This window comes from Streptomyces capillispiralis (assembly GCF_007829875.1).
Taxonomy (GTDB): domain Bacteria; phylum Actinomycetota; class Actinomycetes; order Streptomycetales; family Streptomycetaceae; genus Streptomyces; species Streptomyces capillispiralis.
On sequence record NZ_VIWV01000001.1, the window covers coordinates 1,896,208 to 1,910,459 of the forward strand.

General features: G+C 76.3%; 3 protein-coding genes (1 of these 3 running past the window's edge). All 3 read right to left on the reverse strand.

Features of this window, described 5'->3' with window-relative positions:
• Tightly spaced (each overlapping or abutting the next), the 3 genes in view from FHX78_RS07660 to FHX78_RS07680 form a layout consistent with a single transcriptional unit that may run on beyond the window.
• A complete protein-coding gene (locus FHX78_RS07660; RefSeq protein ID WP_145866706.1) occupies positions 1-681 on the reverse strand; it encodes a type VII secretion system-associated protein in 681 nt (226 codons plus the stop codon).
• A complete protein-coding gene (locus tag FHX78_RS07665; protein ID WP_145871767.1) occupies positions 674-1,441 on the reverse strand; it encodes a type VII secretion system-associated protein in 768 nt (255 codons plus the stop codon). The genes FHX78_RS07660 and FHX78_RS07665 overlap by 8 nt, the downstream gene beginning before the upstream one ends.
• Positions 1,428-14,252, reverse strand: partial view of a lonely Cys domain-containing protein gene (locus tag FHX78_RS07680; protein ID WP_167531711.1) — the end only. 26,691 nt of this gene lie beyond the right edge of the window; the window shows 12,825 of its 39,516 coding nt (coding positions 26,692-39,516); the start codon falls outside the window, past its right edge; its stop codon occupies positions 1,428-1,430. The genes FHX78_RS07665 and FHX78_RS07680 overlap by 14 nt, the downstream gene beginning before the upstream one ends.

Here is a 14,252-nt window from a genome sequence, read left to right on the forward strand (position 1 = left end):
TCAGGCGTCCGTGGCGGGCGGGCCGTCCGTCCGTGTCTCCTTCGGTGCCTCAGGCAGTGCCTCTGTCGGTGCCCCAGTCAGTGCCTCAGTCAGTGCCTCAGTCAGTGCCTCGGCGAGACCGTCCGTGGCCAGGACCATGCTGACCGGCGCGGAGCTGTTGAGGCAGAGGCTGTGGCCCGGCGGGATCCGGTCGAGCAGGTCGGTCACCGGCAGCTGTTCGAAGCCGAGCGGGCCGGCGGCGTGGAGGTAGCGCGGGGAGGTGTAGACGGGCACCACCGCCGTGCCGTCGGGCGCCGACGCGCTCACCGGTTCGCCGTCCGCCGTGACCAGCACCGCGACCTCGGCCCTCGCCAGGGCGGCGGTGACGTCCTCCGCCGGGCCGTACCCGGTGGTGGCGAGCTGGACGGCGCGGTCCACGTCGTCGGCGGGCTCGGGCCATCCCATCGCCTCGGGCGACGGCCGGTACTCCTCGTTGTCCTCCCACTCGACGATCTCCCCGTCGGCGTCGGAGCGCCACTGGCCGACCACGGCCCACTCCGGCGGCGCTCCCTCCCCCTGCCAGGCGGGGTCGGTCAGATAGAGCCAGTGGTCGGGTGCCAGCCGGGCCGCCTGGACGAACTCCTCGGGGGGCGCGGGGTCCAGGGGGGCTGCGGCGGGGCCGTCGGCGCCGGGCTCACTCATCGTGTCCTCGCTTGCTGGGGTGGTCCGTGTTGTCGGGGCTGGGGCGGGCGGCGTCCGCTGCCGGGGGGTCCGGCGGGCCGTGCCGGGGGCGTGGGGCGGGACCGCCCGTCGTCTCCTGCGCGCGTGCCCGCAGTTCGTCCGCCGGGACGAGGAGCGACGCCGGTGCGGAGGCGCTGAGGAACAGCACGTCCCGGCCGGGCGGCAGCCGGTCGAGGAGATCGGGGAGCGTCATCATCACATGCGCGGGCAGCCGGTCGGCCGCCGCCCGCGGCGACGGCGGGAAGACGGGCACCGCGTACGCGCCGCCGGGTGCCCGGGTCCACGCCGGCTGTCCGTCCTCGGTCACGCACACGGCCACGGAGCCGTCCTCCGCGAGGGCTTCGGCCACGTCGGCGTCCGGGCCGTAGCCGGTGGCGGCGAGCTGCACGGCGGCGTCGGCGTCGCTGACCGGCGGGGCCCAGCCGAGCGCGGCGGGTGAGGGCCGGTAGTCCGGGTTGGCCTCCCACTCGACGATCTCGCCGTGCGCGTCGCTGCGCCAGCGGCCGAGCACCGCCCACGGGGGCGGGACCTCGTCGTCCGTCTCGCCGAGCCAGTGCCGGTCGGTCACCGACAGCCAGTGGTCCGGGGCGGTACGGGCCGCGGCGGTGATGTCCTCGGGCGGCACCGGGAATCCGGGCCGGTCACGGGTGACGGTCGCGGGGGGCGCCGGGCGGGCGGCGGGCGGCGGGGGTGGTGCGGGTGTCTCCTCATCGGCGGCCATCGGCGTCGTTCCCTTCGCTCGTACCGGCGTTCCCGCCGGCTCGTCCCGCTCCCCCGGCGCCCCCGGCGCCCGCGGCGCCCCCGGCCGCCGCTTCCGCGGCCCGGTCGGCCTCCAGCGCGTCCAGCAGGGCCCGCGCGTGCTCGTCCGGGAACAGGCCCTCACGGGCGACGTGGGTGCGCAGTTCCTCCTCGGTGAGCGGGTGGACGTCCCAGTAGCGGCCCCAGTTGTTCACGTAGACGGAGGCCGCCGAGCGGTCGAACTCGTCCAGCGCGTGCTGGGCGCCGACCATCACCTCGTGGAAGCTGTGGTGCCCCACGCCCACCAGCACGCTCGCCAGTCCGGACCTGATCAGGCCGAGGTCCACGGGCACACCGGCGAGCCGGGTCAGCCGGGCCACGTGCGTGATGATCCGGTAGGCGCTGCCGGAGGTACCGGTCAGCACCAGGCCGCCGGAGTCCTCGGAACGTGCCTGGAAGTCGGCGACCATCGGCAGGGTGTGCGTCTGCCCGGCGGGCGACCAGAGCAGCACGCCGTCCCGGACCGCGAGGCGCCGTTCGGCCGGGCTGAGCGGGGGCCGGACCTCCCAGGGACGCAGCGGGGTGCGCACCAGCGCCTCCAGCTCCTCCATCTCCTGGTCCTCGTCCTCGGGGTCCAGACCCGCCGCGAGGAGTTCGTCGCGCTCGCGCTCGTACCGCCTCATCTGCTCGGTGCGGTGCCGGTCACGGCGCTCGATGCCGATCACCGGGTGCTGGGGTTCGACACCGCCCATGAGGTACGGGACGAGGTCCCTGGCCACGCCGTTGAACAGGAAGTTCACCCGCTCGCGCAGGTTCCCGGACTCCACCACGCGGGCCAGGTCCTCGAACGAGGTGCCGACGGCGCCGCCGCCCAGACCGCTGTTGCTGCCGAACAGCCGGTAGTCCGTGCGGTTGTGCAGCGCGATCGCCCAGAACGCCCGTGCGACCTTGCCGAACTCGGCGTTCACCTGCTCGTGCTCGCCGAGGTGGTCGGCCAGCCGCTGCTCGAAGATCAGCGCCTCCTGCGCGTAGCGGATGCGGGCCAGGGCCCAGGGGGGTGCGGGGAGGTCACCGGTCCGGCGCCGGTGGTCCTCCGGCACCGGGGTGCCCTCCCGGTCCGTGGCCGGCTCCCGGCGCCGCGCGGGCGAGGGCACGGGCGTGGGGTCGTCGTCGGAGTCGGGCTCGGAGTCGGAGTCCGAGTCGGAGTCGGAGTCGTCGCGGGAGAGCAGGGGGCGGGGGTCGTCGTCGGAGTCGTCGTCGCGCGACAGGAGCGGGCGCGGGTCGTCGTCCGAGTCGTCGTCGCGCGACAGCAGCGGGCGCGGGTCGTCGTCCGAGTCGTCGTCGCGCGACAGCAGCGGGCGCGGGTCGTCGTCCGAGTCCGAGTCGTCGTCCAGGGACAGGGCAGGGAAGGACTCCAGGATCGGGCGGGCGGTCTGCCCCGACGGGCCCGCGAAGTCCGCGTCCGTCACCGCCGTCGTGGCGGGGGCGAAGAACGGGTTGGTGACGTACGGTCCCACCGGCGTGCCACCGGCCATCGGCTGCACCCCGCGGATGAACCGCCGGTCGATGCCGCCGGGGAACAGCACCTCCTCCTGGTCCGGGAAGGGCGAGGCCAGGCCGAGCGTGGCGTTCACGTCGATGCCGCCGGGGGCCTGGATGTCGTAGCGCCAGCGGTAGCGGCGGAACAGGGCGGGGGCGCCCCGCGGGTTCATGAGGGCGCTGTCGCGGACGTAGTCGGCGTTCGCGGTCGTGCTCGCGAAGACGGTGTCCGGGACCAGCGAACTGCCGCCGTAGACGTGGTCGATGAGGTGCACCATCTCGGGGCCGTACGGCTTGAGCCCCTCGCGGAAGACCCGTTCGGGTCCGTCGGGGCTGAAGCGGTACAGCGGGCCGTCGTGGTCGCGCCACAGCGCCGCGGGGAGCGTGGCGCCGGTCAGGGCGGCCGGGTCCGCGGCGACGGTGGCCGGGTCGACCGGCGGTGTCGGGCTGACCGGTCCGGTGGCGGGCCAGGTGACCGGCACGGGCGGGGAGCCCGGGTCGGCCGGGTCCTGCGGCCGCGTCACCAGGCGGGACGACGCGACGAGTCCACGGCCGGGCAGGTACCAGTCCCAGGACGGGCCGTCGGAGTACAGCCGCCCGTCCATGTCGGTGACGCCGCCGGCGGAGGGGCCGTCGGCGGTGTACTCGCCGCGCAGTCCGAGCGAGGGGATCTCGGCCGCGAACACGTGGAAGTCCGGGTCGTCCTGGCCGAAGCCCCACACCGTGTGGCGTTCGGTCGCTTCGACGGCCGGGAAGGCCTCCAGCGTCTCCTCGTACCGGCGGTCGAACTGTCCGTCGGCCGAGTAGGGCAGGGCCGTCGCCGCGGCCGGTGTGCCGGTGGTCGCCTGCCATTCGGCGTCGTCCCGCGGTTCGGTCGGGTCGGCGGAGGGCAGGGCCGGGCGGGTCCGGTGCCAGGTGCCGGTCCGAGGCCCGTCCGGCGTGCTCGTGGGCAGGTCCGTCACGAGGCCCGGCCGCGCCGGGTCGCCCTCGGACGCCGTGAGCGGGCCGTCGTACGTCCATACGGTCCGGTCGTTGCGGAGGGCGAAGTCGCGCTGGGCGCTCCACCGGCCGGCGCCGTCCCCGGACGTCAGCAGGACGAGCGGCCGGCGGTGGTCCGTCAGCGGCAGCTCGGGGTCGGACTCCAGCAGGGCGAAGAACTCGCCCTCGGTGACCCGCACGGTGCCGCCCGGCAGCCGCAGCACCGCCGTGCCGTCGGGGTCCGTCCCCGCGTGCGCGAAGTACGGGGCGGGGGCGCCCTGCCGGGTCCACGGCGCGAACCGGGTCGTGGTGGTGGCGGTGCCGTCGGGGCCGGTGGTGGTCGTCCGCAGGCGGGCGGGGTCCAGTCCGCCGGGGAGCGGGGCGGGGCCCCAGTTGCGGCCCTGGAGGGTGCCGTCGGGTGTGCGGATGCGGGCCTCGTCGGCGAAGGCGCCCAGCGTCTCCAGGTGGAAGACGGCCAGGTCGCCGGTGCGGGTCGCGTCCCGCCCGGCGGCGAGGGCCTGTTCGGCGAGGTCCCGCAGCCGGGTGTCCGCCGCCGGGTCCCACGGGGCGTCGGCGGGCAGGTGCAGCGCCGCGCGGCCCAACCGCTCCCGCTCCTGCGGCGACTTGGCGTCCAGCAGGCGGGACGCGCCGGTCATCGCCCACAGCGCGCGGGCGTGGCCGCGCGGCGGGACCGGTTCGGCGGGCGGTGTCCGCAGCACCGCCCGCACGGCGGTGTCGCCGCCCGCCGCGATCCTGTCCAGCGCGGACCGCAGCGCGGGCGCGTCCCATACGGCGGTGAGCGGGGCGTCGGGCGGCGCGGCGAGGGCGCGGTCGAGGACGGCCTCGAAGTCGGCGGGTCCGGGCGCCGGTTGGCCGGGCGGGGCGACGGCGAGGGCTTCCCACAGGTCCATGCGCAGTGGTGTGAGCGTGCTCAGGGCGGGGTCGTTCGCCCGCAGGTTCTCCAGCGCGCCGATGCCGCGCAGCAGACGTTCGTACCGGCCGCCGGGCACGCCGCGGTCGGCCTCCACCTCGTTGCCGAAGACCAGCTTCAGTGCCCGCACGAGGCGCAGGGCGCGCGGGCCCGATTCGTCCCAGGCGGGGACGCCCGAGGGGCGCGGGAGGGGGCGCAGACCCGCCGCCTCGGCCACCTCCTCGATCGCGTCGACCGGTTCGGGCAGGAAGGTCTCCATGCGGGTGAGGGTGCCGTCGGGCGTCGCCGCCAGCAGGCGCACGGTGTCGTTGTAGCCGGTCCTGCCGGTGGCGGCGGTGGTGATGCGTCCGCTGTGGTTGGCGGCGTGCTGCGCGAGCGGGACCTCCTCCAGGGGGTCCTCGACGGGCGGCGCGGGCCGGACGAGGGACTGCTCGCGCCGCGGGTCGCCCGCCACGCCGCCGTAGCAGGCCGCGACGTGCAGGTCGTCGCCGGCGGCCCGCTGGACCACCTCGGGCAGCCCGCCGATGTAGCGGCCGCCGGCCTCGGCGCCCAGCAGCAGCACCCGGCCGTCCTTGTGGGCGAGCTTCAGGCCGCCGGGCACGCCGTGCGCGTGGAAGGTGTAGACGGACGCCTCGGGGTCCGGGGTGGTCTCCTCGGTGCCGACGACGTGGAACTCGTCGCCGACGCGCAGCACATGGGCGCGTTCCCGCATGTCGCGGTAGTGCCGCAGCCGTCGTTCGCGCAGCCGCCTGCGGCCGTCGTCCGGCATCGACTCACGGCCCTCGAAGCGGTGGTCCGCGCCGACCAGCGGGCGGGTGTCCACGTCGCTGTCGCGGAACCGCACGCCGTCCACGGTGACCCACTCGCGGTCCACGGCCGGGGCGGGCGCGTCGGCCGGCGGATCGAACGGCACCCAGTCGCCGTACGCGTCGTCCGGGTCGGCGTCGAGGAGCGCCGGCACGGGGGCGCCTGCCTCGTCGGTGCCGTCGGTGCCGTCGGTGCCGTCGTCGAGGAGACGTCCGTCCCCGCTGGGCGCCCACACCCTGCGGCCCAGCCGCTCCGCCACGGCTCGCGCCAACTGGCCGTCTTGGGCGCCCGCGTAGGGGCTCACCAGCACGACCGGGACGTGGGGCGGCAGCGCCGCGAGGGCGGGGTCGGCGGCCAGCAGCCCGGCCAGCTCCCCGGGGTCCAGCTCACGGCCGTCGGCGATCAGGCCCTCGTGCCAGCCGGCCTCGGTCGCCACCACGTAGGCGGTGTCCCCCCAGGGCGCCGCCTCGTCGGAGACGCGGGTCAGCCGGCCGTCCCGCTGCTCGTACAGCCGGATCCGTGAGACGTCGGGGGTGGTGAGGCCGGTGCCGGTCCAGTCGCGGCCGCGCGGGGTGCCGTCGCGTCCGGTCAGCAGCGTGGCGGCGGACAGCAGGGGGTCCGGGGCGGTGAGGGCGGTGGGGGCGGTGGTGGGAGCGGCTGTGTCGGGCGCGGCTGTGTGGCGCCCGGCCATGTCGGGCGCGGTCGTGTGGCGCCCGGCCATGTCGGATGCGGCTGTGTGGCGCCCAGCCATGTCGGCCCCGGCCATGTCGGACGCAGCCCTGCCGGACCCGGCCGTCTCGGACACCGCCGTGTCAGACGTCGCCGTGTCAGGCGCCGTGCTGAAGGCCCAGTCCGCGTCCGTCGGCAGGGTGCGGCCCGGCCCGGTGGGGGCGGCCGGGGGTGCGGTGTCACGGCCGGTGGAGCGGGGCACCGGTGCCGGGAGGGTGCGCGGCGCGTCCTCCGGGGAGGCGGACTGGGCCGGGCTCGCCCGGTGCCAGGCGTCGGTGCCCGGGGTGCCGCCGAAGGCGGGCCAGCTGTGCAGCGTCAGCACCGGCTCACCGGAGTCGCCGGTCCCGGACAGGTCCGCCGGGAAGTCGGTCCACCACACGGGCCGCCCCAGCCACTGCGCGGTCCGCGCCGCCAGGTCCCCGGCGTCGGCGGACGGGCCCGCGAACGCCAGGACGACGGGCGTGGTCAGCTCCCTGCGCATCAACGGCAGGTCGTGCGCCATCAGTTCGAGGAACTCGTCGGCGGACACCACGTACGACTCACCGTCGAAGGACAGACTCAGCTGCTCCCGGTCCTGCCGGTCCGGGGTGACCCGCACCAGGTACGGGACCGGCGCGTCCGGGCCCTGCTTCCACGGCGCGTCCACCAGCCCCGCGGGCGTGCGGAACTGCGCCAGGTCGACGCTCGGCGGCCGCTGTCCGCCGGTGAAGTCCCGGCCGCCGCCGCGGGCCCCGTCCTGGACCGTGCGCAGCCCGGTGGCGGTGTACGCGCCGCTCTCCTCCAGTCCGTACGCCGCCGCCACGTCCGGGTCGGACGCCTCGCGGCCCACCGCGAAGGCGCGGGTGAGCAGGTCGCGCGCCTCGTCGCGCTCCGCCACGCCGGGGCGGGCGCCGGGCGTCAGGTGGAGCACCTGGCCGATGAAGTCCTCCAGGTCCGGGCCGGGCGCGGTGAGCGCCTCCTCGGCCTTGACCCGCGCCCAGAAGATCCGCGACCGCTCGACCTCGCCGACCTCGTCGGCCTCGATGTCCAGGGCGGTGGCGGCCTCGTCGTCGGGGTCGCCGTCGCGCATCCACTGGGCGGCGGCCTCCACCGCCGGCAGGTCCACGAATCCGGCCAGCTGGTCGCCCGGCCACATCGCCCACTGCTCGGCGGCGGCGGCCAGCACCCGGCGGGTGGTGTCCTGGTTCACCCCGGACGCGGCCTCGGGGTGCGCGGTGACCACACGCCGCAGCAGGTCGAGGGTGAACGGGCCGGCGTCGTCGAAGTCCGAGTCGGAGCGCCACATGTGGTCGATCGCCGCGGCGCCGCGCAGCAGGTCCGTGAAGTCGGGGGCGTCGTCCACGTCGTGCCCGAACGTCAGCCGCAGCGCCCGCACCAGGCGCAGCGTCCCGGCGCGCATCTCGTCCGACACCTGCCCGTCGCCGGGCGAGATCCCGGCGAGTTCCGCGAGGCGGTCCAGTTCCGCGTCCGCGGGCTCGGGCCGGAACAGGTCCCAGGCCCGGTGGCGGCCCTGCGCGTCGGCGTACAGCGTGCGCGTGTACCGGCCGTTGCTCCCCCGGGTGCCCTGCGCGCTGTAGGCCAGGCGCACGGTGCGGCCGGTGCTGTTCGCCAGGTGCTGGCCCATGGAGACGTCGCGCAGCGGGTCGGGGACGAACGGGCCGGGGAAGCCGTCGGTCATGGTGTTCGGGGCCGGCACTGCGTGGTCCCCGGGCGCGCCGCTCCAGCAGACCACCAGGTCGATCCAGTGGTCCTTCGGCAGGCTCGCCAGGCTCTTGCGCCGCCTGAGCCACGGCCCGGCCTCCCGCTCGTCGACGAGCCGTACGGAGCCGTCCCGCATGGCCAGCTGGAGGCGACCGGGTTCTCCGTGCATGTCCAGGCGGTAGGCGGTGTCCTCCGGGCCCGGGCGCGGGAGGTCGTACTCCTTGGAGATGCGGTCGGTGGCCGGGTAGAGGTGGACGAACGTCGACATCCGGTCGAGGTGGCGGTCGTCGTCCTCGAAGTCCCGGGCGTACTCGGCGGCGTGGTGGGAGGCGCGGCCGATCTGCCTGCCGGTCGCCGAGCTGACGATGGGCCGGGTGACGACCTCGTGGTGCCAGTCCGGTACGTCGTCGTCGGTGTCGGGGCCGAGGCCGGGCGGGCTGGCGATCCAGTCGCCCTGGGGGACGCCGGGGCGCCGGACGGTGTCGACGGTGCTCGCCGAGCCGGGGGCCGAGCTGAGGGTCGCCTCGCCGCTGTGCGCCCACACGGTCAGGCCGGTGCGGTCGGCGAGCTTGCGCGGCAGGTCGAGGTAGCCGTCGGCGGCGAAGGGGACGGCCAGCACGACCGGGGTGCCCTGGGGCAGTCCCTCCCGGGCGATGTCCGCCGCGACCAGTTCCACGAACTCGTCGACGCCCAGCTCGCGCGTGGAGCCGTCGGGCAGCCGCGCCTCCACCCGGTCGTGCCCTCCGTCGGCGGCGACGACGTAGGGGGTCACGCCGGTGGGCCAGGGGGTCGGCGTGGTATCGAGGATGTCGTAGCCGCCGGTGGCGTTGTCCTCCAGCTGGTCGCTGCGGGTGGTGTCCAGCTCGGCGATGTCGTCGTCGCCGTCCCAGTTGAGGCCCGGGACGCGGTGGCCGCCGACGGTGAAGTGGTGTGCGCGGTCCGGCGCGAGGACGCCCAGTTCCGCCAGGTGGAACGCGCCCAGCGTGGCCAGGCCGGTCGCCGCGCCGGCCGCCGTCGCCCGGTCCACCAGACCGAACAGGGCGTCGCGCGTGTCCTGGCCGACGGTCGCGCCGGGGTCGAGGTGCAGCACGCGGCGGGCGAGGCCGTCCACGTCCAACGGGGTCGTGCGCAGGGCCCGTTCGCGGCCGCGCAGGGTGTCCAGTGTCTGCACGGCGGCGGCGTCCGGGGTCAGGGAGACGCTGAACAGCGCCTGCCGGCCCAGGGCGGACGGGGTCACACCGTCGAGGGCGCCCGTGCCCGTCCAGTCGGCGGGGACGCGGGCCTGGGCGCGCAGTCCGACGGTGAAGTCGGCGGCGGTCAGGCGCGGTTCACCGGCGGGGAGGCCCTGCTGGAGGTCGTTCAGCGCGCGGTCCAGCCTCCGCAGGAACTGGGTGCGCGCGGTCTGTCCGCGCCGCCTGGCCGTCGCGGACTGTTCGGCGGTCTGCGCGCCGTCCCCGCGGCGGGCGTCGGCGCCGTACCCGGTGATCGACAGGCGCGGCAGTGCGGCGCCCGCCCGCCGGTTGCGCAGTCCGGCGGCCGCCACCTGCGACGCCAGCCGTTCGAGTGTCTCCTCGCCGTTCCTGGACGGCGCGGTCTTCCCCGGGTCGTAGGCCACCAGGCCGCGGGACGGCAGGGCGGGCAGCGGGCGGGCCGACGGCGGGACGACCGGGCTGGTGAACACCGGGGTGGTGGACGCGGGGCCGGTGGGCACCGGCACCGAGGTCATCTCCACGCCCTCCATGGGCTCCCCGGCCGAGGAACGCCCCTTCGCGGGGATACCGCTCGCCGTGCCGTCACCGCCCGTGCTCCCGGCATCGGCGTCCGTACCGCCATCGGTGTCCGTACCGGGACCGGTGTCCGTACCGGGACCGGTTTCGGTAGCGATACCGGTGTCGGTGCGCGGGGCCGCCGGCAGTGGCGGGTCGACCGGGCGGCGGCCCTCCTGGGCCGTGCCCTGGTCGACGGGCCGGGCCTCCTGCCAGTCGGCGGCCGTCGGGCTGGTCAGGGTGATCAGCGAGTCGACCAGCGTGGGCACCGGGCTGCCCGCGTCGTCCGTCCCCGACAGCTCCACCGGGAAGCGGCTCCACCACACGCCGCGGCCCAGCCGCTGGGCGATCACGTCGGCGACGCCCGGGGCGGGCCCGTCGAAGCCGTCGACCACCAGCAGGACCGGTGTCGTCAGGTCCTTGCGCCGCAACCGCACGTCCGCGGCGAGCAGTTCGGCGAACTCTGCGGCCGGCACCGGGAACGACTCGCCGCCGAAGCCCACGTGCAGGAGGTTGCCGTCCTGGAGGTCGACGGACGCCCGCACCAGGTACGGGACGGGCTTGTCCTTGCCCGACGCGTCCTGTCCGGCCCACGGGGCGTCGACGACCGCGTCCGCCACCCGGAAGCCGTCCAGCGCCGGCAGCGGGGCCGTGCCGTCCTTCCAGTCGCGGCCGTCGCCCAGCACGAGCCCCATGGTCGGGGACGCCTCGGACCCGTCGAAGGCACCGCGCGCCTCCAGGTCGTACGCCGCTGCCACGTCCGCGTCGGTCATGTCACGGCCCGCCGCGAAACCGCGGGTGAGCAGGGTCAGCGCGTCGCCGCGCAGCGTGTCGTCCACCTCGACGGCGGGGTCGAGGTGCAGCACCCTCGTGGTGAGCGCGTCCACGTCCGGGCCGGCCGCCCGCAGCGTCTCCTCCGCCTTGACCCGCGCCCAGAACATCCGTGCCCGCACGGCCGGTCCCACGTCGTCGGGGCCGGCGAGCTTCAGCGCGGCGACGGCCGCCGCCTCCACCGCGGCGGTGTCCCGGAGCCAGCCGGCGGCCGAGAGCGGCACCGGCAGCTGCACGAACCGGCTCACGCCCAGCCGGGCCCCGGACCGCCACGTCCGCGCCGCCGCGGCCAGCACCCGGCGGGTGGCCTGCCGGTCCGCCCCGGACGCGGCCTGCGGGTGCGCCGCGACGACCCGGCGCAGCAGGTCCGGCGAGAACGGGCCGGTCGGGCCGAGGTCCGGATCGACGTGCCACATGTTGTCGATCGCGGCGGCGCCGAGGAGGAGCGTCGGGTAGTCGTCGGCGTCCTCCACGTCGGGTCCGAGGACCAGCCGCAGGGTCCGCACCACGCGCAGCAGTTCGGCCCGGGTCCGCGGTGTCGGCTCGCCCTCGATGCCGGCGAGGGTGGCCAGCCGGTCCAGTTCGGCCTCGCCGGGCTCCGGGCGGCTGGTCTCCCACCACCAGCGGCGTCCGCGGGCGTCGGTGAACAGCACCCGCACCGGGTCGTCCTGGTAGTGGAAGGCGCCCTGGAGGGCGTAGGACATGCGCACCGTGCGGCCGGTGGTGTTCGACAGGTGCTGGCCCAGGGAGATCGCGTCGTCCTCGAGCGGATCGGCGGCGAACGGCACCGGGAAGGAGGAACCGACCTGCGAGAGGTCCTGCACCGCGCCGTCCTGCGGGGCCGAGGAGTAGCAGACCACCATGTCGACCCAGTGGTCCGCGGGCCGTCCGGACAGGCTCTTGCGGCGGCGCAGCCACTCCCCCGCCTCGTGCCGGTCGGCCGTCCGCGACCCGCCGCCGGCCAGCGGCATCACCAGGGCGCCGGGCAGGCCGTGGCCCGCGAGGTGGTACGCCTTGTCCTTCGGGCCGGGGTCGGGGAGCGGCAGCTTGGCGGAGTACGTGCCCGTGGCCGGGTTGAAGTGCACGAACTGCGTCATCTGGTCGAGGGCCGCGAAGTGGTCCTCGCGCGAGGGCAGTTCGGACGGATCGTGCAGGCTGCGGCCGATCTGCTGCCCGGTCAGCGTGCTGACGACGGGCTGGGACACCACGTCGCGGTGCCAGTCGGGGGCGCCGTCGTCGGTGTCGGGCGCCAGTCCGGGCCGGACCGGCAGCCAGGAGCCGTGCGGCAGCCCGTCCCGCCGGATCACGGCGATGGTGCTCTGCGCGGTGGCCGGGTCGGGGTGGCGGCGGGCCAGGCCGCTGTGCACCCACACGGTGCGGCCGGTGCGGTCCGCGAGCTTCCTCGGCAGGTCGAGGTAGCGGTCGCCGGCGAAGGGCACGGCCAGCACGATCGGGGCGCCCGCGGGCAGGCCCTTCAGCGCCGGGTCGGCGGCGACCAGTTCGGCGAACTCGTCCGGGTCCAGGTCCTGTGTCGTGCCGTCGGGCAGCCGTGCCGTCACCGCGTCGTGGCGCCCGTCGGCCAGGACCACGTAGGGCGTCACGTCCCACGGCCACGGGGCCAGGTCCGGCATCCCCGGAAGGAAGCCGCCCGACGGGTCGGGCGTGAGGCCCTCGACGAAGAGGCCGTCCAGTTCGGCGGTGTCGGACCCGTCCCAGTTCAGGCCCGGTACGCGGTTCCCGACGACGGTGAGGTGCCGGGCGCGGTCCGCCGCGAGCACGCCCGCCTCGTCGAGGTGGAAGGCGGTGAGCGCCGCCAGGCTGTCCGCCCGCCCGGCCGCGGTCGCCCGCTCCACCATGGCGTACAGGTCCTTGCGCATCTCCGGGTCGACGAGCACGAACGGTTCCAGGTGCAGGATCCGCCGGGCGACCGCGTCCACGTCGAGCGCCCCGGTGCGCAGCGTCCGGTCGGCGCGGCGCAGCGCGTCCAGGGTCTCCACGGCGGCGGCGTGGCCGGTCGAGGTGACGGCGATCGTGGCCTGCCGTCCGAGGTCCGCGCGGCTCACCTGCTGGGCGGCGCCCACGGTGGCGCCCTGGCCCGGGACCCGGGCCCGGCCGCGCGAGGTGATCCTGAAGTCCCTCGCGGTCAGCCGGGGGCGGTCCTGCGGCAGGTTGCGCTGGAGGGTGGTGAGCGCGTGCTCCAGCTTCTGCGTGAACAGGTCGTGCGCGGTCCGCGCGCGCTGGTCGCCGCGCTGCCGGGCGGCCTGCTCCCGCACCTGCGCGGTGCCTTCCTGACGGCCGTCGGCGCCGTACCCGGCGATGTCGACCTTCGGCAGCGGCACCCGGGTGCGCCGGTTGCGCAGACCGGCCCTGGCCACCTGGAACGCCAGCCGTTCGACGGCCTGCCGCGCGTCGGACGAGGGGGTCGTCCGCCCCTGGTCGAACTGGACGAGGCTGAGCCGGGGCAGCGGGGCGAGCGGGCGGCCCGACGAGGCGGCCGCCGCCGGTGCGGCGAACACATGCTGCCCGTTCTCCGTGGTCACGGCGGTCGGGTCCGCGTCGGCCGGGTCCGCCCCGGTCGGGTCCGCGTCGGTCATCTCCTGGTCGCCGGCGTCCGGTCCGGAGGGGTCGAGGCCGAAATCGAAGTCGAAGGCGTCGAAGTCGACGGTGCCGAAGTCGACGGTGTCGAAGTCGAAGGCGTCGAAGGCCGACAGGTCGAGGTCGTCGAGGATCGACATGTCGATGTCGTCGGCGTTCGTCATGTCGGTGTCGGGCATGTCCGCGCCGGTTCCGGACTGCGGCAGCGGGGTCACCGCCGCCTCCGGACCGGTCGTACCGCTCGTACCGGTCCGCGGCAGCGGCGCCGGGGCCGCCGTCGGCGAGCCCGTTCCGGCGGGTGCCGTGGCGTCCGGGGTGGCCGCGGTCGCGGGGTCGGTGACGTCCGTGCCGTCGGGGGCCGCGGCGTCCGCGGCGGGCGGGGTCCAGCGCGGGCGCAGGCCCAGGCCGGTGCGGAGGGTGTCGGCCAGTTCCGCGGCGGACGCCGTGCCGGTCCCGTCGCCCAGCAGGTGTCCGGCGACCCGGCGCACCGCGTCGCGGAAGCCGTCGCCCGCGTACCGGGCGTCGGCCAGGACCGGGTGCGGCTCCGCCGGCAGGACCAGGGAGACGGCGGCGGACCAGGCACGGGCGGTGTCCGCCGCGTCGGTGCCCTCGGGCACCGCGTCCGCGAAGTCGGCGTACTCCCCCGCCCACAGCCGCCGCGACGCGTTCGCGGCCGCCGTGGCCTGCGCGTCGGTCCAGGCGCCGGGCCGCGCCATCCGCACCCGGGTCAGGTCCGGGGCCTCCAGTGTGGTCGCGGGCAGCCGGTCGTCGCCGCGCAGCATCAGCTCGATCTGCTGGCCCGGGGAGAGCGTGATGCCCGCGGCGGCGAGCTCGTCCGTGCCGACGGTCTCGTCCGGGGAGGGGGCGGGCAGGCCGGACGGCAGGTCGTCGTCGGTGATCCGCGCCGCGATCCAGCG

What these genes read in the sequence shown, in the direction of transcription:
- FHX78_RS07660 (WP_145866706.1), bottom strand. Translation starts at nt 681, where the DNA reads ATGAGTGAGCCCGGCGCCGACGGCCCCGCCGCAGCCCCCCTGGACCCC.
- FHX78_RS07665 (WP_145871767.1), bottom strand. Translation starts at nt 1,441, where the DNA reads ATGGCCGCCGATGAGGAGACACCCGCACCACCCCCGCCGCCCGCCGCC.